The 23,232-nt window shown below is 67.4% G+C and carries 20 protein-coding genes and 1 riboswitch; of the genes, 5 read left to right on the forward strand and 15 right to left on the reverse strand.

The features are described 5' to 3' along the window. Positions 1–30: 30 nt before the first annotated feature. Both GFD32_RS14385 and GFD32_RS14390 read right to left on the reverse strand, forming a co-directional pair. Positions 31–843 carry a metal ABC transporter permease gene (locus tag GFD32_RS14385; protein ID WP_163577293.1) on the reverse strand — a complete coding sequence of 271 codons (813 nt, stop codon included), beginning with the start codon at positions 841–843 and terminating at the stop codon, positions 31–33. Next, a complete protein-coding gene (locus tag GFD32_RS14390) occupies positions 843–1,607 on the reverse strand; it encodes a metal ABC transporter ATP-binding protein (protein WP_163577294.1) in 765 nt (254 codons plus the stop codon). The genes GFD32_RS14385 and GFD32_RS14390 overlap by 1 nt, the downstream gene beginning before the upstream one ends. Before the next feature lie 140 nt (positions 1,608–1,747). Here GFD32_RS14390 and GFD32_RS14395 point away from each other — a divergent pair, with 140 nt between their 5' ends. Both GFD32_RS14395 and GFD32_RS14400 read left to right on the forward strand, forming a co-directional pair. Beyond that, positions 1,748–2,743: a zinc ABC transporter substrate-binding protein gene (locus tag GFD32_RS14395; RefSeq protein WP_163577295.1), complete on the forward strand. Its 996-nt coding sequence runs from the start codon at positions 1,748–1,750 to the stop codon at positions 2,741–2,743. Between the two features lie 65 nt (positions 2,744–2,808). After that, the gene (locus tag GFD32_RS14400; RefSeq protein ID WP_163577296.1) at positions 2,809–3,522 is read left to right on the forward strand and encodes a ZinT family metal-binding protein; all 714 of its coding nucleotides are present in this window, start codon (positions 2,809–2,811) and stop codon (positions 3,520–3,522) included. Between the two features lie 74 nt (positions 3,523–3,596). Here the strand turns inward: GFD32_RS14400 and thiE are convergent, their stop codons facing one another. The 3 genes from thiE to dauA all read right to left on the reverse strand — a co-directional run bounded on the left by thiE (position 3,597) and on the right by dauA (position 6,983). Continuing rightward, entirely contained in the window at positions 3,597–4,211 is a 615-nt protein-coding gene (thiE, locus tag GFD32_RS14405) for a thiamine phosphate synthase (protein ID WP_163577297.1), read from the reverse strand. After that, positions 4,201–5,010 (reverse strand): hydroxyethylthiazole kinase, encoded by an 810-nt coding sequence (gene thiM, locus GFD32_RS14410; RefSeq protein WP_163577298.1) that lies wholly within the window; start codon positions 5,008–5,010, stop codon positions 4,201–4,203. The genes thiE and thiM overlap by 11 nt, the downstream gene beginning before the upstream one ends. Before the next feature lie 33 nt (positions 5,011–5,043). After that, positions 5,044–5,143: riboswitch (TPP riboswitch) on the reverse strand. 88 nt (positions 5,144–5,231) lie between these two features. Continuing rightward, positions 5,232–6,983: a C4-dicarboxylic acid transporter DauA gene (gene dauA, locus GFD32_RS14415; protein ID WP_163577299.1), complete on the reverse strand. Its 1,752-nt coding sequence runs from the start codon at positions 6,981–6,983 to the stop codon at positions 5,232–5,234. A 183-nt stretch (positions 6,984–7,166) separates the two neighbouring features. On the opposite strand from dauA, the gene GFD32_RS14420 reads away from it, so the two are divergent. Continuing rightward, positions 7,167–7,364 (forward strand): CopG family transcriptional regulator, encoded by a 198-nt coding sequence (locus tag GFD32_RS14420; protein WP_163577300.1) that lies wholly within the window; start codon positions 7,167–7,169, stop codon positions 7,362–7,364. Between the two features lie 85 nt (positions 7,365–7,449). On the opposite strand, the gene GFD32_RS14425 is transcribed toward GFD32_RS14420, so the two are convergent. From GFD32_RS14425 to GFD32_RS14440, 4 genes are all read right to left on the reverse strand, one after another. Beyond that, the gene (locus GFD32_RS14425; RefSeq protein WP_240455667.1) at positions 7,450–7,902 is read right to left on the reverse strand and encodes a C40 family peptidase; all 453 of its coding nucleotides are present in this window, start codon (positions 7,900–7,902) and stop codon (positions 7,450–7,452) included. Positions 7,903–8,053: 151 nt separating this feature from the next. Then, positions 8,054–8,791 (reverse strand): dioxygenase family protein, encoded by a 738-nt coding sequence (locus tag GFD32_RS14430; RefSeq protein WP_163577302.1) that lies wholly within the window; start codon positions 8,789–8,791, stop codon positions 8,054–8,056. 160 nt (positions 8,792–8,951) lie between these two features. After that, complete coding sequence (locus GFD32_RS14435; RefSeq protein WP_163577303.1) at positions 8,952–9,971, reverse strand: asparaginase domain-containing protein; 1,020 nt, start codon at positions 9,969–9,971, stop codon at positions 8,952–8,954. A 2-nt stretch (positions 9,972–9,973) separates the two neighbouring features. After that, positions 9,974–11,452, reverse strand: coding sequence for an alanine/glycine:cation symporter family protein (locus tag GFD32_RS14440; RefSeq protein WP_163577304.1), 1,479 nt, complete (start codon positions 11,450–11,452; stop codon positions 9,974–9,976). Positions 11,453–11,613: 161 nt separating this feature from the next. Here GFD32_RS14440 and GFD32_RS14445 point away from each other — a divergent pair, with 161 nt between their 5' ends. Continuing rightward, positions 11,614–12,420 carry a helix-turn-helix domain-containing protein gene (locus GFD32_RS14445; RefSeq protein WP_163577305.1) on the forward strand — a complete coding sequence of 269 codons (807 nt, stop codon included), beginning with the start codon at positions 11,614–11,616 and terminating at the stop codon, positions 12,418–12,420. Between the two features lie 15 nt (positions 12,421–12,435). On the opposite strand, the gene GFD32_RS14450 is transcribed toward GFD32_RS14445, so the two are convergent. The 6 genes from GFD32_RS14450 to GFD32_RS14475 all read right to left on the reverse strand — a co-directional run bounded on the left by GFD32_RS14450 (position 12,436) and on the right by GFD32_RS14475 (position 21,862). Beyond that, on the reverse strand, positions 12,436–13,584 hold the full coding sequence (locus GFD32_RS14450) for a lipocalin-like domain-containing protein (RefSeq protein WP_163577306.1): 1,149 nt from the start codon (positions 13,582–13,584) through the stop codon (positions 12,436–12,438). Next, positions 13,581–16,082 carry an FtsX-like permease family protein gene (locus GFD32_RS14455; protein WP_163577307.1) on the reverse strand — a complete coding sequence of 834 codons (2,502 nt, stop codon included), beginning with the start codon at positions 16,080–16,082 and terminating at the stop codon, positions 13,581–13,583. The genes GFD32_RS14450 and GFD32_RS14455 overlap by 4 nt, the downstream gene beginning before the upstream one ends. Then, positions 16,082–16,762, reverse strand: a complete 681-nt coding sequence (locus GFD32_RS14460) for an ABC transporter ATP-binding protein (protein WP_163577308.1) — start codon at positions 16,760–16,762, stop codon at positions 16,082–16,084. The genes GFD32_RS14455 and GFD32_RS14460 overlap by 1 nt, the downstream gene beginning before the upstream one ends. A 12-nt stretch (positions 16,763–16,774) precedes the next feature. Then, a complete protein-coding gene (locus GFD32_RS14465) occupies positions 16,775–17,953 on the reverse strand; it encodes a UbiH/UbiF/VisC/COQ6 family ubiquinone biosynthesis hydroxylase (RefSeq protein WP_163577309.1) in 1,179 nt (392 codons plus the stop codon). Positions 17,954–18,206: 253 nt separating this feature from the next. After that, positions 18,207–20,015, reverse strand: a complete 1,809-nt coding sequence (locus GFD32_RS14470; RefSeq protein WP_163577310.1) for an ABC transporter ATP-binding protein — start codon at positions 20,013–20,015, stop codon at positions 18,207–18,209. Then, positions 20,012–21,862, reverse strand: a complete 1,851-nt coding sequence (locus tag GFD32_RS14475) for an ABC transporter ATP-binding protein (protein WP_205599136.1) — start codon at positions 21,860–21,862, stop codon at positions 20,012–20,014. Before GFD32_RS14475 ends, GFD32_RS14470 begins: the two co-directional genes overlap by 4 nt. Positions 21,863–22,202: 340 nt before the next feature. Between GFD32_RS14475 and fepB the strand changes: the two genes are divergently transcribed. Further along, a complete protein-coding gene (gene fepB, locus GFD32_RS14480; RefSeq protein WP_205599137.1) occupies positions 22,203–23,228 on the forward strand; it encodes a Fe2+-enterobactin ABC transporter substrate-binding protein in 1,026 nt (341 codons plus the stop codon). Positions 23,229–23,232 lie beyond the last annotated feature (4 nt).

A 23,232-nucleotide genomic window follows, 5' to 3' on the forward strand; every position in this document is an offset into this window, starting at 1 on the left:
GGCGATCCATGCCACAAGGCTGATGGGCCGTTACGTCGACCTGCTAACCCGTAGCCGACGTTTGAACTGTCCGGCCAGGCTGGACAGGGCAAACAGGATGGCGGCGAGGCTGACGATGGTCGGGCCGGTGGGCGTGTCGAGCCAGTAGGCCGCCTGCAGGCCACCGGTGGTCGAGGCGACTCCGATCACCGCGGCGAGCAGTGCCATGGCCTCTGGGGTGCGGCAGAAGGGCCTGGCCGCGGCGGCGGGAATGATCAGCAGGGCGGCGATCAGCAGCACTCCCACCACCTTCAAGGCCACGGCGACGACCACTGCGAGGGAGAGCGTCAGCACCAGCTGCTCGCGCCTGGGATCGACGCCGCTGGCCTGGGCGAGGTCTTCATCCAGGGTGGCGGTAAGCAGCGCCGACCAGCGCCATCCCACCATGCCGACGACCAGCAGCGCTCCGGCACCAATGATCGCCAGGTCGCCCTTGCCGACGGCCAGGATGTCCCCGAACAGGTAGGCCATGAGGTCGATGCGGACCCCGGAGAGGAACGATACCGCCACCAGCCCGAAGGCGAGAGCCGAGTGCGCCATGACGCCGAGCAGGGTGTCCATGGCGTAGCCCCGGCCGCTGAGCAGCGAGACCAGGGTGGCCATCAGCAGCGACACCACCAGCACGCCGGCGAAGATGGAGGTGGAGAACAGCAGCGACAGCGCCACGCCGAGGATGGCGGCGTGAGCGGTGGCATCGCCGAAATAGGCCATGCGCCGCCACACCACGAAGCACCCTAGCGGGGCGGCGGCGAGCGCCACGCCAAAGCCGGCCACGGCGGCGCGAACCAGGAAATCGTCGAGCATCAGGGGGTGGCCTCCAGGGAGTTGGCGCCGGCCGCCGGTGGCGCGGGTGTGCCGGAAGAGGGGGCGTGATCATGGGCATGGCGATACAGCGCCAGGGCATCGCCGGTATCGGGGCCGAACAGCGCCTGGTAGGCCGGCGAGGCGAGAACCCGTTCAGGCGTGCCTTGGCAGCAGACATGGCGGTTCAGGCACACCACGCGATCCGAGGCGCGCATCACTACGTGCAGTTCGTGACTGACCATCAGCACCGCGCAGCCCAGCTCGCGCCGCACGCTCGCGATCTGGCGGTAGAAGTCGGCCGTGCCGCGGTGGTCGAGGCCCTGGGTGGCCTCATCGAGGAGCAGCAGGTCGGGATCCTCCAGCAGTGCCCGGGCGAGCAGGATGCGCTGAAACTGCCCGCCCGAGAGGTCCGTCACCTGCTGTCGATCCAGGCTGGGAACACCGGCCTGCTCCAGGGCCTGGCGCACCGTCTGCGTCGAGTGGCGGTGCGGTAGGTTCAAAAAGCGGGTGACCGTCATCGGCAGGGTGGCATCGATGGCCAGCCGTTGGGGTACGTAGCCGATGGTGAGGCCCGGCTGGCGCACGAGCCGGCCGCGGGCGGGGCGCACGGCACCGATGATGGCGCGCAGCAGGGTCGACTTGCCGGAGCCGTTGGGGCCGACCAGGGTGACGATCTCGCCACGGTCGAGGTGCAGGTCGATGCCCTCGAGGACGGTTCGCCCGCCGAGGGCGACGTGAAGATCGTCTATCGACAACAGGTGCATGGCGTCCCTCCGCTATCGTCGCCGTCAGGCCGTTGCACGGCAGGCATGAAGATGCAGGCTTGACATTGATAAGTATGTTATATCATAACAATTAACGTCACAATCGCATGCTTCTCGCGGTGGAACCTTTGGAGAGATCGATGACGATAAACAAGCTGCTACGCCCTCTTTGCCTGCCTTGGCTGTTGGTACCCGCCGTTGCGGTTGCCGAAGTGCCCTCCGTGGCCGTGGACATCCCGCCGGTCCACTCGCTGGTCGACCGAGTGATGGGGGAGCTGGGATCGCCCGATCTGGTGATCCAGCCAGGTGCCTCACCGCACGGTTACTCCATGCGTCCGTCCGAGGCCGAGGCGCTGTCGCGTGCCGATGTCGTGTTCTGGGTCAGCGACGACCTGACGCCCTGGCTGGCCAGGGCTCGGCAGTCGCTGGCCGAAGACGCGCTGAAGGTGGAGCTAATGGAGGCTCCCGGCACGCGGCGTTTGGAGTATCGCCAGGGGGCGACGTTCGAGGCCCATGATCATGCGCACGACGAACATGCGCATGACGACCACGACCACGATCACGACCATCAGCATGAGACCGGTCACGACCATGATCACGGTCATTCCCATGAAGGCCTCGACCCCCACGGCTGGCTCGATCCGGTGAATGCCCAGGCCTGGCTCGAGGCCATCGCCGAGTCGTTGGCCGATCTCGATCCCGACAACGCCGACGTCTACCGCCAGAACGCGGCCGAGGGACAGGCCGAGCTGGAAACCCTGATCGACGACCTGAACGGCCATCTGGCGGACGCCCGCGATGCCCGCTTCATCGTCTTCCACGATGCCTATCAGTATTTCGAGAGCCGTTTCGACGTGCCGGCGGTGGGGGCGATCGCTCTGGGCGATGCCTCTGACCCGAGTCCGGCGCGCATTCGCGAGATCCAGGAGCGGGTCGCCGAACTCGGCGTTCAGTGCGTATTCCGCGAACCGCAGTTCAACCCGGCGCTGGTGGAGAGCGTGTTCGAGGGCAGCGGCGTCGAGACGTCGATCGTCATCGACCCCCTGGGGGTGGACATTCCGCTCGGTGTCGACCTCTATCCGCAACTGCTGCGCCAACTGGCCAACGGCGTGACGCGCTGCGACTCGAGCGCCTGATGGCAGTGCCTCGTCATTCACCCCAACCCAACCTGCATCAATCGATCACGAAAGGAGCGTTAACCATGGAACTGACTTTTCCGAAGACAATGAGTGTCGTCGCCATCAGCCTGCTATCGTTGGCGGGAACGCCGTTGGCCTTCGCCGATGGCGACAGCTCCCCTTCCGGCGACGAGCATGCGCACGACCACGACCACGACCACGACCACGACCACGACCATGAGCACGATCATGGCCATGACGATGACATCGACTCGGGGTATTTCGAGGACAGTCAGATCGAGGATCGGGCGCTGTCCGACTGGGAAGGCGACTGGCAGTCGGTCTACCCCTACCTTCAGGACGGCACTCTCGACGAGGTCTTCGCCCACAAGGCGGAGAATGACGACGGGAAAACCGCCGAGGAGGTCATGGCGTATTACGAAACAGGGTACCGGACGGACGTCGAGCGCATCGTGATCGACGGGAATTCCGTCTCCTTCTACGAAGGGGGGCAAGAAAGAACCGGCGAGTACGTCTACGACGGGTACGAGATCCTGACCTACGAAGCCGGCAATCGAGGGGTACGGTTCATCTTCGAACTCGAAGACGGTGGCGATGCGTTACCTCGCTACATCCAGTTCAGCGATCATGCCATCTACCCGACCGACGCCGACCACTTCCACCTCTACTGGGGCGACGATCGGGAAGCGCTGCTGGAAGAGGTCACGAACTGGCCGACCTACTATCCTTCGCACCTGGATGGCGAGGGCATCGTGCGGGAAATGCTGGCGCACTGAATGCCCGGCTCACGAGGGTGGCCCGAACGGGCCATCGCTCTCCCATGGCCGCCGCATCGCAATGAAGCGGCGGCCTATTTCGTGAAGAACGCCCGGGCGGTAGCCTCCGGGTCGGGTTGGCCACAGATGGCCGAAACGACGGCCGCGCCCTGGGCGCCGACATCGCGCACCGCCGTGGCGTGTTCCGCCTTGAGTCCGCCGATGGCCACGGCCGGCAGGGGGCTGGCAGCAACCAGTGAAGCGAGCCCCGCGAAGCCCAGCGGTTCGGCGTGGTCGTGCTTGCTGGGGGTGGCGAACACCGGGCCCAGGCCCAGGTAGTCGAGCCTGTCGGCGTCGACCCGGGCCATCTGCTCGTGGGTCTGTACCGAGAGGCCGAGGATCGCCGCCTCGCCCAGCGCGGCGCGGGCCTCGGCCACGTCGCCGTCGTCCTGGCCGATGTGCAGGCCGTCGGCACCGCTCTCCACGGCCACCGCCAGACGGTCGTTGACGATCAGTGGCACCTTGCTGCCGGCCAGGGCCGCCTTCAGGCGCCGCGCCTGGTCGATCAGTACGCCGTCGCTGGCGTGCTTGTCGCGTAGCTGAACCAGCGTCACCCCACCGCGCACCGCGGCCACCACCGTCTCCACCAGGCCGCGTTCGGTGCACAGCCGTGGGTCGGTGACCAGATAGAGGGAGAGATCAAGGCGCATCGGTTACCTCCAGGCACTGTCGTGCGGTCAGGGTTTCGGCCTCCAGGGCGTGGAGCGCATCCAGGAACGCCGGCATGAAGCTGCCGGGGCCGCCAGCGTTTTCGCCGGCCAGTTCGCCGGCCACGGCGTAGCAGGCCAGGGCCGCCGTCGTCGCCTCGAAACGGTCGTCGCTGCCGGCCAGGAAGGCCGCCACCACGCCGGTGAGCGCGCAGCCAAGGGTGGTGACCCTGGGCATCAGGGAGTGGCCGCCGCGAATGCGCGCAATCCGCCGGCCGTCGGTGACCAGGTCTTCCTCGCCGGTGACGGCAATCACGCCACCGGTATGGCGGGCCAGGGCGATGGCGGCGCCGAGGGCCGACTCCGCGGCGTGGGTGCTGTCCACCCCGCGGCCGCCCGCACCCTGATCGGCCAGGGCGATGATTTCCGAGGCGTTGCCGCGAATCGCGTCGGGTGACAGGGCCAACAGCCGGGCAACGCTCTCGCGGCGATAGCGGGTGGCGCCTACGGCCACCGGGTCCAGCACCCAGGGCTTGCCGGCCGAGCGTACGGCGCCGGCCGCATCGACCATGGCGTCCACCCAGTGTGGCGACAGGGTGCCGATGTTCACGCTCAGGGCGTCGGCCAGGGCGGCGAATTCGGCCGCTTCCTCGCGAGCATGCACCATGGCCGGCGAGGCGCCGATGGCCAGCAGCACGTTGGCCATGCTGTTCATGGCCACCAGGTTGGTGATGTTGTGGACGAGCGGCACCGTCTCGCGCAGGCGGGCGAGGTGAGTCGCAGGTTCGATCGCAAAGGTCATGTGGGCCTCCCGGGCGCGGGAGAGGCAGACGGCGAGCGCCGCTGCACGACTCCCTACGCCGGCATTATCCGGGTCAGGTTCCGAGGGTACGTCTCAGCCGTGGCCATGCGCCACGGCGCCCCTGTCGTCATGCCGTCACTATCCGCATGGATTGCGCGGCTGTAAAGGCCTCCGCGGGCAGAGTCCGTGCCGCGCTGGGGCACTGCGTCGTCGAGCACGCCTCAGGCGGCCCGAGCGAGCCAGCGCAGGGCCACCCTGCGGGCGTGCGACAGCTCGCGGCAGTACGTCAGCCGGCCGGCGGCCTTGCGGATGCCCGCCCGGCGCAGCTTGACGAGGATTCGCGTCGGCAGGCCGACCAGCACCAGTGCGATCCCTTCGCGGTGCATCTCGTCGATCAGGGCCTCGAGCGCCACGATCGCCGTGCCATCCATGCTCGGCACGTCATGCATGTCGAGGATGACGACCCGTACCCGACGATCCACGAGATGCAGCGACGTGAGTGCCTTCTCGGCAGCGCCGAAGAACAGCGGACCATTGATGTCGTAGAGGGCGATCTCGTCGGGCAGCCCATCGAGGCTGGGGGCTCCTGAGTCGATGCGCTGGGTCTGCGTCAGTAGTGACATGCGCCGGATGAACAGCGCAGCGGCCAGCCCGATGCCAACGGCCACCGCCAACACCATGTCGAAGAGTACGGTCAGGGTGAAGCAGGTCACCAGGATGGCCACGTCGCCCGGCGGTGCCGAGCGCAGCGTGTGCAGGAAGTGGCGCGCCTCGCTCATGTTCCAGGCGACGATGAACAGCAGAGCCGCCAGCGCAGCCATCGGCACCAGTCCCAGTAGGCCCGCCAGGGCGACCACCGAGAGCAGCACGACCAGCGCGTGCACCACTGCCGCGATCGGCGAACGGGCACCGCTGCGGATGTTGGTGGCGGTGCGGGCGATGGCGGCCGTGGCAGTGATGCCGCCGAACAGTGGCGCCACGATGTTGCCGAGCCCCTGGCCGATCAGTTCGGCGTTGGGGTCATGTCGGGTGCGGGTCAGTCCGTCCGAGACGACGGCGCACAGCAGCGACTCGATCGCCCCCAGCATGGCGATGGCGAATGCCGGGCCGAGCAGCGCGCGAATCAGCGCGAAGTTCAGTATCAGGGGCTCGCCGTCCGCACCCGGAAACCGCCAGGGCGCGGCGAAGCTCGGTGCGATCGGTGGGATGCCCACCCCCGTCTCGCCATGGACCTCCCAACTGAAACGCGAGGCAATGGTTTCCACCGCATTGCCCGTGGCCGGATCGCCGAACATCCGGTTGATTGCGTAGACGACGACCGCTCCGGCGACCAACCCGACCAGAGGAGCCGGCACCGGCACGCGCAGGCGCGGCCACAGCAGCATGACGCCCAGCGTGAAGGCTCCGACCCCCAGCTCGAACGGATCCAGGCTGGGCAGGGAAGCGGCGATCCGGCCCAGGTTGTCGATGAAATGCTCGCCGAGTTGCCCGACCTCCAGGCCCAGGAAGTCGGGCACTTGCAGTACCGCGATCACCACTGCGATTCCCGCCGTGAAGCCCAGCACCACGGGATAGGGCACGTACTGGATGAGGCGCCCCATGCCAGCGATGCCGAGAACCACCAGGATCAGGCCGGCCATCATCGTGGCGATCAGCAGACCGCCCAGCCCGTACTGTTGGACGATGGGGAAGAGTATGACGACGAAGGCCGCCGTAGGGCCCGAGACATTGAAACGCGAGCCGCCAGTCAGAGCGATGATGGCCCCGGCGACGATCGCCGTGTAGAGCCCATGCTGCGGGGGAACGCCAGTGGCGATGGCCAATGCCATGGAAAGCGGCACGGCCACGGTGCCAATGGTCAGGCCGGCCAGGATGTCGTGGCGCAGGTCGGCAAGGCCGTAGCCGTCTCGCAACGCGGCGCGCAGGCCGGCGGCGATGCTGGGAAGGGAGAGCGACGGCCGATGGCGTGCCATGGGCTGGATCCTCGTCAGGTGCGCCCAACGCCGCGATCGAGCCGATGACGCATGCCGGGCGAGAGTTGTATCGTATGCAAATCACATTAACATATCGTTTGCATTGTCGACAAACCTCTCCACCGTTGTTCATGTCAGTGCCAGGTATTAACATTCAATGTTAATAATGGCGGGAGACATGCGATGGAAAAGAAGACGGCACGTTTGACCCTGTTGATCGACCCCCACAAGAAGCGCGCCTTCGAGCAGCTCTGCGCCGCTCAGGACCTGACACCGTCTCAGGTGGTACGCCAGATGATTCGTGAGTACCTTCGCGATCACGGCGTTGAGTACGAGACGGGTGCCAATGCGAACCCGAGGGCCTCCATGGAGCGGAAATGAGGTATCGCCAGCTGGGCTGACGCGAAGGGGGCGTCGTCGGGGGCTGTTGTGTGTCGTTCGCCTGTTGGGGGGCAGTGGCCGACGCTCAGGGCGCAGGGCCGGCGGCGCCCAGAAAACGTTCGCGCCAGTAGGCCAGGGTCAGCGAGGTACGCTCCACCCGGCGGCCGCGTCCGGGGGCATGGATCATCTCGTCGTTGCCCAGGTAGATCCCTACGTGGCTGGCCTTGCCGCCACGGCCGGTGGCGAAGAACAGCAGGTCGCCGGGGCGCGCCGAGTCGACCGAAGGCAAGGCCTCGAACTGCTGCTCGGCAGTACGCGGCACCTGAATGCCGGCGCGCGAGTGCGTCATCTGCACCAGGCCCGAGCAGTCCAGGCCGCGTGGGTCGCTGCCGCCAAGCCGGTACGGCGTACCCAGTGCCCGCTTCGCCTCGGCCAGGATCAGCGCCCGCTCCATGCTCAGACCCTCGGCATCGCGGGTGGAGAGTTCACGGCTGGCGCAGCCCGAGAGTGCCAGCATGGCAAGCCAGACCACCAGCATCAGCCGAGCGTTCCGGCAGGGTACGACGCTGTGGTGAAGGAGCGCTGAGCGTTGAGCTGTCATGATGGGTCTCACGAGACGGTAACGACCGTTGTACACTTTACGTCGCCGCGCGCCCGCTTGCCCAGCACCGCCGGCAGGGGTTCTGCCGTCAGGCGAAGGCGTAGACATCCATGGCCAGTACGCCGTGCTCGACGCTGTGGTGGCGCCGCTCGGCCCGGCCGCCTGCCCCTAGTGCCACCAGCAGCGGCTGGAAATGCTCCGGGGTGGGGTGATTGCGCCTGGCCTGGGGCGCGCTTTGCCAGTCGAGCAGCGCGGCTCGGTCGCCCTCCACGAGGCGGGCGTGCACCCAGTCGGCGAACTCGCCCACCCAGGCCGGCATTGCGGCGTCCGGGGCCTGCAGCTCGCCCAGGTTGTGGGTCAGGCTACCCGAGCCGATCACCAGCACGTTCTCATCACGTAGCGCCGTCAGCTTTTCGCCAAGCTCCATCAGGGCCTGATTCGACCAGGTCAGCGGCAGCGACAGCGAGACTACCGGTACCTCGGCGTTGGGAAACATCAGCGACAGCGGGACCCAGGCGCCATGGTCGAGGCCGCGCTCGGTGGGCACGGCGTTGAGCGCCCGGGCCAGGCGCATCGCCAATTCCGGCTCGCCGGGAGCTGGGTACTGGATCTCGAACAGCGCCTGGGGGAAGCCGCCGAAGTCATGAATCGTCTCGGGACGCGCGCTCGTGCTGACCGCGAGGCGATCGGTGGTCCAGTGGGCCGACACCACCACCACGGCCTCGGGGGCCAGGGCCTGGCCGAATTCGCGCAGGAATGCGTGGGCCGGCGTCTCGGTCAGGGCCAGCATGGGCGAGCCGTGGGAAATGAACAGGCTGGGCAGCATGGCAGATCTCCTGGGACATGGGCACGCTCGGCCGGATGAGCAGGCGTCGTATGACCTTAGACTGCTCGAGCGAAGTGGCGGCTCAGCGTCACGATACCGCTCACCGGCCTGGCCTGCACCATCAGAGCCAGAATCAGCACGCCGGGAGTTGGCGACTCCGTCACGGTAGTGTGCTCATCTCGCCGCGCAGCGGGCGGGACAGGGCGTCGCGCAGCACCTGGCCGCGCTTTGCGCGGCCTAACAGCACCTCCAGCTTGGCGATCGCCGCTTCGGGGGTGATGTCATGCCCGGCGATGATGCCGATGTCGTTGAGTCGCCCGCCGCTGGCGTAGGCGCCCTGCTGTACGGAGCCCTGCCTGCATTGCGTCACGTTGACGATGGCCAGGCCGCGTTCGACGGCTTGGCCAAGGCAGGCGAGCAGCTGACCGTCGAGTCCCGGCGGGTTGCCCATGCCGTACGTCAGCAGCACCAGACCCTGCAGCTGCGGATCGTCGAGTTGCCGGGCGACCTGCCCCGCTGCCAGCCCAGGGTGGCAGTGCAATACGCCGACACGGCCTGCTTCGAAGGCGGCCGGGGTCAGGTTGGGAGCACCAGTCGGCAGCGCAGGGAGTTCGGCGAGGCGCAGCGCGATGCCCGCCTCGCCGAGCCAGGGCGCGTTGGGCGAGTCGAAGGCATCCAGGCCCTGGGCGCGACATTTGCGTGCGCGGTTGCCGCGCAGCAGGCGGTCATGGAAGGCGATGCACACCTCGCGGGGAGTGCATGGGTGCCCGGCCGCCTGCAGGGCCAGGAGGACGTTGTTCAGGGCGTCGCTGCGCGGCTCGCCCAGCGGGATTTGGGCGCCGGTGAGCACCACCGGCTTGTCCAGGGCGTCGAGCAGGAAGGAGAGTGCGGCGGCGGTGTAGGCCAGGGTGTCAGTGCCGTGCAGGATCACGAAGCCGTCGTAGTTCGACCATGCCGCGGACAGAGCGTCGATCAGCCGATTCCAGGCCGCGGGCGCCAGATCGGCGCTGTCGATCGGCGGGTTCAGGGCCTGCAGGTCATGGTTGGGTAGGCGATCTGACGGTTGGGCCGCCAGCGCCGCCTGCAGCCTCTCGGCGAAATGCGGCGAGGGCACGTAGCCCCCCGACGAGGGTTCCATGCCCAGGGTGCCGCCAGTGTAGAGGACCAGCAGGCGAGCCATACTCACGCCTTGGTTGCAGGAGCGGGTTGGGCCTGGGCGCCGCTGGCCCGTAGACGTTCCCGGTCCTCCGGCTCGAGTTCCCAAGCCTGCGGATAGAGGTTCAGGTCGGAATGCTGGCTGGCGTCGAAGATCGGCTGAGAGACGCCCTGGCGGCGCTGATCGTCATAGTCCTTGAGGATGCGAAGGCCCTTCTTGAACAGCAGGATCAGTGCGACCAGGTTGGTCACCGCCAGCAGGCCCATGGTCACGTCGGCGAAGCCGAATGCCGTGCCCAGGTCGGTGGTGGCTCCCCAGCACACCAGCAGGACGATGGCGACGCGGAAGGCGTTGAACAGGTTCTGATTGTTGCGGCTGAAGAAATTCAGGCTGTTCTCGCCCAGGTAGTAGTTGTAGAGGATGGTGCTGAAGGCGAACAGCAGCAGCGCTACGCTGACGAAGGAGCGGCCCCACTCGCCGACGTGGTCGGCCAGCGCCGCCTGGGTGAGAGCAATGCCCTCGACGTTGCCTCCGGCTCCGGGGTCATAAACGCCGCTGAGCAGAATCAAGAAGGCGGTGGATGAGCAGATGATGACTGTGTCGATGAATACTGAAAAGGCCTGCACGATGCCCTGGTTGGCCGGGTGCGGAACATAAGCCACGGCGGCCACGTTCGGTGCGCTACCGAGGCCGGCCTCGTTGGAGAACAGTCCGCGTTTGAGGCCCATCATGATGGCCGCGCCGATGCCGCCACCGATGGCCGGCTCGAGACCGAAGGCGCTCTTGACGATCAGGGTCACGATCTCGGGCACGCGGTCGACATTCATGCCGACGACGATCAGTGCGATCGCCAGGTAGCCCACGGCCATGAAAGGTACCAGCACCTCCGAGATGCGGGCGATTCGCTTGATGCCGCCGAAGATGATCAGGCCAACCAGCATGGCCAGGGCGATGCCGCTGTAAAAGACCGGCACGCCGAAGGCGTCGTTGAAGGAGGTCGAGACGGCGTAGGACTGCAGAGCGGTGAAGGCGAAACCGAAAGTCAGCAGCAGCAGCGCCGAGTAGAAACCGGCCAGCCAGCGCCAGTTGCGGCCCAGGCCCTTGACGATGTAATAGGCTGGGCCACCGCGATAGGTGCCGTCATCTTGAGGCTGTTTGAAGGTTTGAGCCAGGGTGCATTCCAGGAAGCTCGTGGCCATGCCCATCACCCCGACCAGCCACATCCAGAATACCGCTCCCGGGCCGCCCAGGGTGATGGCCACGGCGACGCCGGCGATGTTGCCGCCGCCTACACGGCCGGCCACCGACAGCACCAGCGCCTGAAAGCTGCTGAGGTGGCCGTGCTCGTCATGACGGAAAGCCTGGCCGGATCCCAGTATCTGGAACATGCGGCCGAAGTAGCGAAACTGGACGAAGCGTGAGGCGACGGTGAAGCCGATGCCCACGGCGACCAGCAGGACGAGAAGGATTTTGCTCCAGAGGAGCTCGTTGAGCAGATCGAGCATGATGGTCTCCGCTGTTGTCTTGTTGGTAGCGCTTCGCAATTGAAGCAGCTGAGCCGGCCGCGGAAACTTGGCGCAACGATGCACAGCGGTGCATACTTGGCGCACTCGGAGTGCACCAGTCTGCACCATCGAGTCCGGTTCAGTGGCCTGGAGCCAGCGGCATGCAAGACGATTTCGTAGCCAATCTGCGCCTGCTGTGTGGGTATTACCCCTCCATTGCCGAGGTCTGCCGGCGGCTAGATATCAACCGAGCCCAGTTCAATCGCTACCTCAGCGGACGCCACCGTCCGCGCCACGTCACCCTGCAGCGCATTTGCGACTTGTTCGGTGTCGAGTCGCACGAACTCGACCTACCCCATGCGGAGTTTCGCACTCTGGTTCAGGCCGGCCGCCATGCTCGCTCGGCGGCGTTTGGGTTGCCCACGGAATGGCCGAGCGAATTGCTGTCCCAGGGGCAGGAGGGGATGGCGCGATACCTCGGGTGCTACTTCGAGTATTACCACTCGATGTCCCAGCCCGGTTGGCTGATCCGCACGCTGGTCTGTCTGGAGGCTCGTGAGCAGGGTGTGGTCTACCAGCGTACCGAACGCATGCGGGTACGCTCCGGTGCTCGCACTTGCCACAACCGTTATCATGGTCTTGCCGTCCGTTTGGCAGATCGCCTCTTTCTGGTCGATCATGAAACGCTCAACGGCAACGAAGTGACCCAAACCATCCTGTTTCCCAGCTTCCAGAGCCAGGTGCATCGTCTGACCGGTTTGAAGCTTGGAGTCGCTGACAACAGCGAACGCATGCCCTGCTGCGTTCGTGTCGTCTACGAGCGCCTGGGAGAAAGGATGAGCGTGCGACGCGCGCTCTCGCAATGCGGTTTGGTGGCACCTGACGATCCCACGCTCGACCCTGAACTCCGCGACCGTCTGCGCAACGACATCGCCCCGGGCGAGCAGCACTTCCGCGCGCGGCATTGAGCCGGTGCGCTCGCCTCAATACCCGGTCATCTCCAGATAGCCTTCGCCCAGCGCCTCGCCGCTTTCGCGGTCGGTCACCGTCACCTCACCTTCCCAGTAGGGCACGGAAGTGCGCATCCAACGTTGGCTATGAGGCGCCTGGACGACCGCGTCGATGTCCTGGCTCGGCACTTCGAGGTGCCAGCGGGTGGGCAGCTCGCGCCCCTCGACGCTGGCGCTGGCCAGCGGCGTGAGGGTGAGCTCGTCCGGAGCGAGCGGCGTGGTCGTGCCGTCGGCCGCGACCCAGGTGCCCGAGCGGTAGTCGCTGCCGGCCTCACCGCTGCCACGTAGCTGAAAGGCCATCAGCTTGTGGCCGTCGTCGAGATGCAGCGAGAACCAGTCCCAGCCCTGCTGGCGCTCGTCGAGCAGTTGACTGCTCCACTCGCGGTCGAGCCACGCCCGGCCGTGCACCGCGCGGGTCTCGCCGTCCAGCGTTACCTCGCCATCGACCCGCCAGAACGGCTGGCTATAGTACATCGAGCCCTGGCCGTCGACGGCCTTCTGGCTGAAGCCGCCGTTGCCGTGCAGCACCAGCGGACCCTCGGCGGTGAGCTCGAGCCGGTAGCCGAAGCCGCCACGCTCGTCGTTCTCGTGCGCGTCGAGCGTGAGCCGGTCGAAAGTGTCCGCCTCGATGCCTTCGCTTCGTGCGCGTAACGTCCAGTCGTCGAGCCAGGCCCGGAAAGGGCTGGACCGCACGCCGGCCTGGCCATCATCGCGAGCCGAATGGCTGCGCGCGAAGCGCTCCGCCACCCGATGGGTGCTGCCCTGCGACACCCCAAGGTGCGCCATCCACAGCTGGTCGGCCGCCCAGGGTGTGGGCGTCGGGCGTGCATCGGGTGGCACCAGTGCCTGGCGGAACAGCGTCCACTGGGCACCCAGGGGCTCGCCCGCTTCATCCTCCAGGTTGGCGGTGAGATACCACCACTCGATGCGGTAATCGGGGTGTGGGCCATGGTCGTCGGGGAAGTGCAGTGGCGTGCCGGGGCGCGCTTGGGCGAAGTCGCCGGCGGCCTCGCCCAGGCCGGCAAAACCGGCGTCCTGGTCGGCCTTTCGGTCGGTATCGCAGCCACCCAGCCACAGCGCGGCCAGCAGGGCGCAGAGAGGGGCCAAGAGACGCCAGCTCATGGGCGTTCCTCCTCGGCGAGCAGGGCGCGAGGCGGCGTGCGCCACAGCTGCAGGGCCGGCAGGGCGGCGGCGGCGAGCGCGACGCCTACGGCGGTGGCGAGCGTCAGTGCCATCTCGCCAGGAAAGAGGTGCAGCGGCAGCCGCCAGCCGAAGGCGGGGACGTTGATCACCGCCACCAGTCCCAGGGCCAGCAGGCTGCCGAGCGGCAGCGCGAGCAGGCCGGTGGCGAGTGCCGCCCCGCCGAGTTGAGCGAACTGCACCGCCGCCAGGCGTGCCCGCGGCACTCCCAGTGCCCACATCGGCGCCAACTGTCGGCGGCGCTCCCTCGCCTGGGCGAGCAGGCTGGCCAGCAGCGCCAGGGCGGCCACAGCGAGAGTCAGGGCGCTCAGCGCGCGAGTGATGGTGAAAGTGCGCTCGAAGATCGTCACTGCCAGCCGCTTCACCTCGCGTTGGTCGACCAGTGCATCGCGGCCGAACGCGAAGCGCTCGAGCAGGGCATTGTCCAGCGCCTCGCCGCTCGCCCCCGCGTTGAGCACGATGCCGATGGAACTCGCCTCGCCGCCGAAGCGTGCGGCGAGCTGCGGCGTGGCGAGCAGCACCTCGCCGCGGGTATTGCCGTAGTCGGGGTAGACCGCTGCCACGGCGAGCGTATCGCGGCGCCCTCCGGCGTTCACAACGATCTCGTCGCCCGGGGCGAGCCCCTCGGCAATGGCCAACTGCTCGTTGACGAAGGCCGCCCCCTCGCGGAAGGCCTGCCAGGCAGCGTCGCGGCCGGCCTGGGTATCGAGCAGCGGCCAGTGGGGCGTTAGCGCTGCCCCGGGGGTGATGCCGTAGAGACTCACCGGCCGGTCGAGCGGGCGAGCGGTGCCATTGCGCTCGGCCTCGCGCAGGGTTCCTTCGGCATGGCGGGTGGGCAGCGTCTCGGCCACCTCGGCGCGCTCGTCGAGCCATGCCGCGACGGTGGCGAAGCGTTCCGGTGGCGGGCGCAGGTAGAGATCGGCGACCAGGCGCTGGTCGAGCCAGTCGAGGAAGGTGAGGCGAAAGCCCCCCACCATGCTGCCGATGCCCAGGTTGGCGGAAAGCGCGATGAGCAGTGCCATCATGGCCAGTGAGAGTCGCGGCAACTGAAGCTGCAGGTCGGCGCATGCCCACTGCGCCAGCGGCCGGTGACGGAGCAGCCGGGCCAGGCCGGCGATCAGCAGCCCCAGTAGCGGTGGCAGCCACAGGGCGCTGGCCAGCAGCAGCGCGGCGATCAGCGCGAAGCTGGCGATGAGCCCCTCGCCGGATGGTTGACGGCTGAGCCAGATCCACAGCGCGAGCCCAACCACGGCAACCAGCGCCCCGGCCAGTGTCAGGCCGCGCAGCTGTCGCACGAAGCCCGCACGCCACGCCTGGGCCTGGCCGAGGCCCAGTACGCTGAGCCGTGCCGCTCGCCACAGCACGCCGCTGCCGGCGAGGAAGAGCCCGCCGAGGGTCACGCCCAGCCCACCCAGCCAGTAGTGCCAGGGGAGCCGTAGTTCGGCGGCGACCTGGGCTCCGTAGAGGCTCTCCAGGGTGGCAGCCACGTCGGGCAGCAGCAGCCGGGCCAGCCACACCCCGCTGACGATGCCGGCAAGCGCTCCCAGTGCACCGAGCAGCACCAGCTCGAGTGCCAGCAGCCCCACCAACTGGCGAGCGGAGACGCCGAGTGCACGCAGCGTGCGCAGCAGCCCCAGGCGCTGCTCCAGCGCCAGGCCCAGTGCCGCCTGGACGATGAACAGCCCCACTACCAATGCCAGCAGCGCCATGGCGGTGAGGTTGAGGTGGAAGCTCTCGGTGAGCTGGCCCGGTTCGAGCCGAGTGTCGGCGCGGGTCAGCAGGAAGCCGGATGGTGCCTCGTGCAGGGCCCCTGGCGCCGCGACCAGTCGGCTGAGCGTTTCGCCGTGCTCGAGCAGTTTCGCCGCCGCAGCGATGTCCATGACCAGGGTGTCAGGCGGCAGTCTCGACACCAGGGCCAGCGGTGGCAGGCGCCGGCCGTCGGCCAGTCGCGGCTCGGCACCAGAGGCTTCGCTGGCACTCTGGCCCAGCGCAGCGAGGCTATCCGGGGCGAGGCGGGTCTGCCAGGGCGGGGTGAGAAAGCCGCTGAGCTCACCGCGGCTGCCGGCGGTGGCGAAGGCGCTGTCGCCGGGCAGGGTGAGCGGATCGATGCCGATCAGCGTCAGGCGCGAGCCGTCCGGCGCCTCGACCTCGCCTTCCAACAGCGGCGAGACGGGCAGCCCGGCGCGGCGCAGGCGCAGGAAGTCGTCGCGGGTCAGGGGCTCGCCGTCGCGGCGTTCCAGGCGATCCAGACCGGTGGCGAACATCGCCTCGGCGCGGGCGTAGCTGTCGCGGGCCGAAGCGTTGATCGCCTGCACGCCGCTCCACAGCGCGCTGGCCACCCACAGGCCGAGCAGCAGCAAGACCAGCTGACCGGGGTGGCGGCGGTAGTGGGAGAGCAGCGTAGCCAGCGCGGTGAGCATTACTTGGCAGGCTCCGTGAGCGTTGCTGGCCCTAGCCGCCCATGGGTCAGGCGCAGGCAGCGGTCGAGCGGAGCCGCGACGCGGGGGCTGTGGGTGACCACCAGCAGGGCGCTATCGGCTTCGCTCACCAGCTCACGCAGCAGGGCGAGCACGGCGTCGGCGGTGGTTTCGTCGAGGTTGCCGGTAGGCTCGTCGGCGAGCAGCAACGACGGGCGCGGTGCCAGGGCGCGACCGATGGCCAGGCGTTGCTGCTGGCCGCCGGAGAGTTGCTCCGGGTAGCGTGTCTCGAGTCCCGCCAACCCCAGGCGCTGCAGGAGATACGTCGACCAGTCAGGGCGTTCGCGTCCAGCCAGGCGCGCCTGCAGGCGCAAGTTGTCGGCCACGTTCAGGCTCGGCACCAAGTGGAACTGCTGGAACACCAGCCCCAGGGTGTCGCGGCGCAGCCGCGCCCGGGCGGGTTCGCCGAGCGAGGAGATCGCCTGGCCGGCGAGCCGAACCTCGCCATCATCGGGCCGGTCGAGCCCCGCGGCCAGGTGCAGCAGGGTCGACTTGCCGCTGCCCGATTCGCCCATCAGCGCCAGGCTCTCGCCGCGGCGAAGCGACAGATCGACGCTCCGCAGCACCGGCAGCGGCCCTTGAGGCGTGGCGTAGGCCTTGCGGACCTGACGGAATTCCAGCATGACGGGTGTCCTTCAGATGCCGAGGGCGCGGCGCATTACCCCCTGCTTGGCGATGCCGAGACGCTCGCCGACTCCCAGGCCGGCGGAACCGGCCTGGCGCAGCGGCGCCGGGCCGGTGAAGAGGCGGTGGAAGGTCTCCATGGCGGCCATCATCGCCAGGGTCTGGGGGCGGCGGATGCGGGCATAGGCGGCCAATGCCTGTCGGCTGCCCGGATCCTCGCCAGCGGCATGGGCGGCGGTCACCTGCCTGGCCAGCTCGGCGGCGTCCTGCAAGCCGAGATTGAGCCCCTGGCCGGCCAGCGGATGGATGACGTGGGCGGCATCGCCGACCAGGGCGAGGCGGCGGCGCGTGTAGCGCTCGGCGTGGCGGCGGCGAATGGGGAAACTGGCGCGCCCGAGCACGGTGTCGATGCCGCCCAGGCGGGCAGGAAACGCCGCTTCGACGGCCCGGCGCAGCGATTCGTTATCCAGCGCTTCGCGCTCGCGCGTGGCCGCGTCGGTGTCGTACCACACCAGCGAAGCGTGAGGGCCGGGCAGCGGCAGCATGGCCTGGGGCCCGGTGGGTGTGAAACGCTGCCAGCTCACGTCCTGCTGGGGCCGGCAGGTGCGGACGTTGACGATCAGTGCCCGCTGCCGGTAATCCGCATCCCGGGTGGCGATGCCAGCCAGCTCGCGGGTACGCGACCCGGCCCCGTCGGCGCCGACCACCAGCCGAGCGGCCAGCAGGCGACCGTCTTCGAGTTCGACCAGTGCGTGCTGTCCGCCGCGGATCAGTGCGGTGGGGCTGGCATCGCAAAGCGTCGTGACGCTGGGCAGTTCGGCCAGGCGCTGCCACAGGGCGCGGCGAATCATCCGGTTCTCGACGAAGTGGCCGAAATCGGCGAGCCCCAGATCGGCGGCGCTGAAGCGAATATGACGACGCTCGGCAGCGTCGCTGGCCTCGATATGGCGAAAGGGACAGCGGCGCGCCTCGGGAATGAAGGGCCAGGCACCCACGCTTTCCAGCAGCCGCTGTGAGGCCAGATTCAGCGACGAGACGCGCAGGTCGAAGGGTTCGCCGTCGGCGATGGACGCCGGTGGCGCGCCGCCCTCGATCAGCGTCACCGTCATGCCCACCTGGCCTAGCGCCGCTGCCACGGCCGCCCCGACCATGCCGCCGCCGATGATGATCGCGTCCTGCGTCTCGTCCATGCGTGTCTCCTGGTGGGTGCGTCACGCCATCAGGATACCGCGTCAGGGGGCTGGCAGTGGAGAGTGTCGGCCATGCTCAGGTGAAGAGGCGCTCGAATTCCGTTGAAAAGTCCTGGGAGGCGGGTTGCCTGGAAAGCATCTCAAAAACATCTGATGTCATGCGGTATCGTCCAGCGAGTGGGCCTGAGCCAAGGCCATGCCAGGGAGATCATCGACAAACAGCTCGCCACGATTCGTGAACACTGGGACGATATCAGACCGCAGCGCCTGCCCCGGTGGCGTTGACGTGCCAGTTCTTGACTCTCTGCTGCGCTTCCCACATGCACCGATAGCGGCCGGAGACGGCCAGAAGCTCGTCATGGCGGCCACTCTCAACCAGTCGGCCGTCCTCCAGCACCAGGATCTGGTCGGCCCCGACGATGGTCGATAGGCGGTGGGCGATCACCAGCACCGTCTTGTGGCTCACCAAGGCGTCGATGGCGCGCTGAACCGAGATCTCGCTCTCGGTATCCAGGGCCGCGGTCGGCTCGTCGAGAATGACGATAGGGGCGTCCTTGAGAAGGGCGCGGGCGATGGAAATGCGCTGCCGCTCGCCCCCGGATAGGCGTCCACCGATGTCGCCCAGGCGGGTCTCCCAGCCCTGCGGCAGGCGGGCGATGAAATCCAGGCAGTGCGCGGCCTCGGCCGCCGCCCGGACCTCGCCGTCGGTGGCATCGGGGCGAGCCATGCGGATGTTGTTCATTACCGTATCGTCGAACAGGTAGACGTCCTGGAAGACTACCGATATCAGGTCATTCAGACGGTCGACCGGAATGCTCCGCAGATCCACGCCGCCGATTCGAACGCTGCCGACCTGTGGATCGAAGTGGCGCAGGAGCAGCCTCGTCAGGGTTGTTTTGCCCGACCCCGATGGTCCGACCAGGGCGGTCAAGCTGTGTTCTGGCAGCGTCGCGCTGAACTCACTGATCGACGGACTGCCAGCACCGGCGTACTGGAAGGTGACGCTTTCGAAGGCGACGTCGTGGCGCGACGGCACGTCGGCGGGCTCGCGTTGCTCCAGGGGCTCTATGGCGAAAAGGGCCGAGATACGCTCCAGGGCCGATTCGATGAGCTCGAGGATCGCCGTGTAGAGGATGAATGTGGACAGCGGCTCGAAGAAGCGCGCCATGATCACTAGCAGGGCGGCGAGCACGGCGACGTCCAGCGAGCCGTCGAGCACGAACAGCACGCCCACAGCCAGTACGAACAGCAGGCCCAGCTCGACGATGCTGGCGACGAGAATGTTGGGCTTGGCACCCTTGCGGTGCCCGTAGGCTTGGATCTCCTCCAGCCGCTTGAATGTCGTGGCCAAGCGGTCGGCCTTGGCGCCGGCCTGGCACGCAGCCCGCAGCACCGGCAGCCCCTGCATGTATTCGAGGACGTCGGCGTTGGCCTGTTGATGCGCCTCACCCAGGATGCGCTTGCCGCGCCCCAAGGCCGGGCGCCGCCAGCGATAGAGCGGCACGATGGCGGGAAATACCAGCAACAGGGCTACGCCCATGCGCCAGTCCACGGCCAGCAGCGCGACCGCCGTGGTCAGGGGGGTGACCACGGCGATGAAGATCAGATTGAGGATGGTCAGAGTGGTCAGCAGGTTTTCATCGACGTTGTTTAGCACCGTGGAGTTCATCTCGCCGGTACGCTTGTCCTGAAGAACTTCCAGCGGGATTCGGCGTAGCTGTTCGCCCAAACGGGTACGCAGGCGGTGGGTCGCCTGCGCCATCTGGCCGTCGAAGTCGAAAGCCTGGGCCCGCCAGCGCAGCACCGAACTGAACACCATCAGTCCCGTCGACGCCCCTAGCCAGGACAGGGCAGTGGTGATGTCGCGCTGAGTGAGCATGGCGGTGAACAGTGGAACGATGCAGGCCAGCGCCAGGCCCTGTACGACTGCCGCGGCCAGCAGCCCGATCAGGCTGCGTCGCATGCGGGCGGCCCCGGGCCCGACGGTGTCGATCAACTGTCGGTAGGTCGTACGCCAGGGTGTCGGGCCGGTCCTGTGTTGACGAGTTGCGCTTTCGTTCATGGCGTCGAGTCCTGATTCGTGACAGAAGCCTGTCCGGCCTTGCCCAGCGACCAAGACTGGGCCATCTCATAGCTGCGCCATAGGCGGGCATAGGTGCTGCCCTGCGCGACAAGGTCGTCATGCTGGCCGCCTTCGACCAGACGCCCGCGATCGAACACCAGGATCTGGTCCGCGTCGCGGATGGTCGCCAAGCGGTGCGCCACCATGATGACCGTCTTGCCCTGCATCAGCCGGGACAGTGCTTCGATCAGGGCGGCCTCGTTTTCCGGGTCGGCGAAGGCTGTGGCTTCGTCCAGAACGAGGATCGGCCGGTTCTGCAGCAGGGCGCGCGCGATGGTGATGCGCTGCCGCTGCCCCCCCGATAAAAAGATGCCGCGCTCTCCGACCTTGGTGTCGTAGCCCTCAGGCAGCGCCATGATGAAGTCGTGCGCCTGGGCCGCCTTGGCCGCGGAGATGATGTCGTCCATGCCGGTATCGGGGGTCCCCAGACGGATGTTGGCGGCGATGGTGTCGGCGAACAGAAAGGTATCCTGGAAGACGAAGGCGACGTGCTGCAGCAGGTCGTTGGAGTGCATCCGCCGCACATCGACCCCGCCGACCAGGATGCGCCCGTCGGTAACGTCCCAGAAACGCGGGATCAGCCGGGCCACGGTGCTCTTGCCGGCGCCTGAGGGGCCGACCAGGGCGGTGACCGTGCCGGGGCGCACGTCGAAACTGACGTCGCTGAGGGCCTCGGCGTCGGTGGCCCCATAGCTGAAGCTCACGCGGTCGAAACGCACGCTGGCGTCGTGTGGCCGTTCCCCCACACCTTCGGGGACCGGCAGAACCGGCGCGGCCATCACCTCCTGGATACGGACGATGCTGAGTTTGACCTTCTCGATCATGTGGCGGAGCATCATGGCCGGCATTATCGCTTCGGCCATGCCGGTGCACAGCAGCAGCGCGGCCAGCCAGCGCACTGGATCCAGCTCCTCCTGCCAGACCAGAACGGCCCCCAGCCACAGCACCACCGCCAGGGTCGGCATCGGGCTCAACATCACCCACGAGAAACGGGCCGGGAAACCCGATTCCCGATACCAGCGCGTCAGGACGGACAGATAGGCATTCAGGGCCTTCTCATAGCGCCCGAAGATTGCATGCCCGGTGTCGAAGGTCCGGACCACGGGCATCGCCTGGACGAACTCGACGACCGCCGCGCTCACCCGTTCGCGGGCGTCGTTGTACAGGCGGGCCATCTCGCCGCGCCGGCGCAGGGCCGGGCGCAGGATGCCGAAGGCCAGCACTACAACGGCCAGGGCTGCCAGCGCGAGCCGCCAGTCGAGCCACACCAACAGGCCGAAGGCGACCACTGGCGTGACGTAGGCCCGCGCATACAGCGGCGTGCTGTCGGCCACGAACACGTGCAGGGCCTTGACGTCATCATGAATGACCTTGGTCAGCGCGCCCGCGCCCTGACTCTGCACGTATCCCAGCGACACTTGGGCCAGGCGCTCGCTGAGCTGCATGCGCAGGATGCGCTCCAGCCGGAACGCTGCATAATGCGACTGGTTGAAGGCGCCCAGGCGTGCCATGTAAGTGCCGATAGCGCAGGCCAGCACGCCTGCCATCTGTGCCCCTGGCCACTGGTCGGGAGCCTCGATCAACGCTTTGACCGTCAGCGCCAGCAGGGCCATGGTCACCAGGCCCAGCAGCGATGAGACCGCCGCCAGTGCCATGCCATAGCGAATCTGCCCGCGCACGGGGCGCATGATCGACCACGCGTCTATGCGGCGGCGCGACAGCGGTGCAGCGCCATCTGGTGCGGCTTCCGATGGGGGCTGGGAGGCTTCGGCTTGCGATGCGTTCATGATCCAGGTCTCGTGCCGGGCGCGCGACGGTCACTACCGGTTTCGAGGCCGCGCTACTGTTTCGTTCACACATGTTAATGCGACTCAATCTCTTTATCAACTTTGCATGTCTCTGCCGTCACTTCCTTTTTGACGCGTCATCGGCTAACCCCTCCGCGTGTGAAAAAAGATCCTCCATTCGCTCCTCGGCCACTGGCGGCCTTCGCCAGGGCATGCCGGTTTGAGAATGTTCTTCATTTCCATATTGAATCGATATCCATTTCTGAGCTAATGTCATCGGCCATAGCCCCGCTATGGGCTGGCCGAACCGTTGCCCGACCAAGTCCGTCAGGAGGAAAGCGTGCCTTTCGGGAAGAAGATGTTGTCCCTGATGTCGCGGATGGCGGCGGTCATGGCACTGGTGGGTGTGGTGGCGGTATATGCGCCGCATACCGCACATGCTGGGCAGGAGACCGATGTCACAACCGGCTGGCCTCGCACCGTGAGCAATGCCGACGGGAGTCGGACGACCATTCCGAACCGGCCGCAACGCATCCTGTCGACTTCGGTGACCATCAGCGGAACGTTACTGGCCATCGATGCACCGCTGGTCGCGACTGCAACCACCACCAACGGGCACTTCTTCGCTCAGTGGGAGGCGGTCGCTCAGGCGCGCGGGGTGGAGAAGCTCTGGCCCGCCGGGAGCGTCGATCTGGAGGCTGCCTACGCTGTCGGTCCAGACCTGATCGTCGTATCGGCCGGGGGCGGCGATTCCGCCCTCGCTCAGGTTGAAGAGCTGCGGCAGATCGCACCCACCATCGTCCTGGATTATGGCGGCCTGACCTGGCAGGAGCTTGCTACGCGCCTCGGTCAGGCCACCGGCCTTGAGTCGCGGGTCGCCGAGAAGCTGGCCAATTTCGATGCCTATCTCGCCGAATCGCGGAAGCGTATCGCCGTGCCGCCCGGCCGGGCCAACATCATCAGCTACAACGGTCCCGGAACGCTCAACCCCATTGCCACCAGCGACGGTGCTCATGGCCGGCTGCTCACCGCGCTAGGGTTCACCATGGAGTCGCCGCCGCAGGAATGGCACGGCGACGCCAATCCCGTCAGCGGCTTCGTCCGCGCTCAGTACGAGCATCTGACCGAATTGACGGCGCAGACCACTTTCCTGCTCAGCGCCGACGACGACCGCGCCGAGGCCTTCATGCGCGACCCTATCCTGGCTAACCTGCCATCCGTGCGTAGCGGCCAGGTGTATGGCCTTGGCGTCAACTCCTTCCGCATCGACTTCTTCAGTGCCCGCGAGATCGTGGATGGCCTTGTCGCGCGTTTCGCCCGCGACGATGACCAGAGCACTGTTCAGACGACTGATGGCGGAACGTAACGCC

Source organism: Halomonas faecis (assembly GCF_010993975.1).
Classification (GTDB): Bacteria; Pseudomonadota; Gammaproteobacteria; order Pseudomonadales; family Halomonadaceae; genus Halomonas; species Halomonas faecis.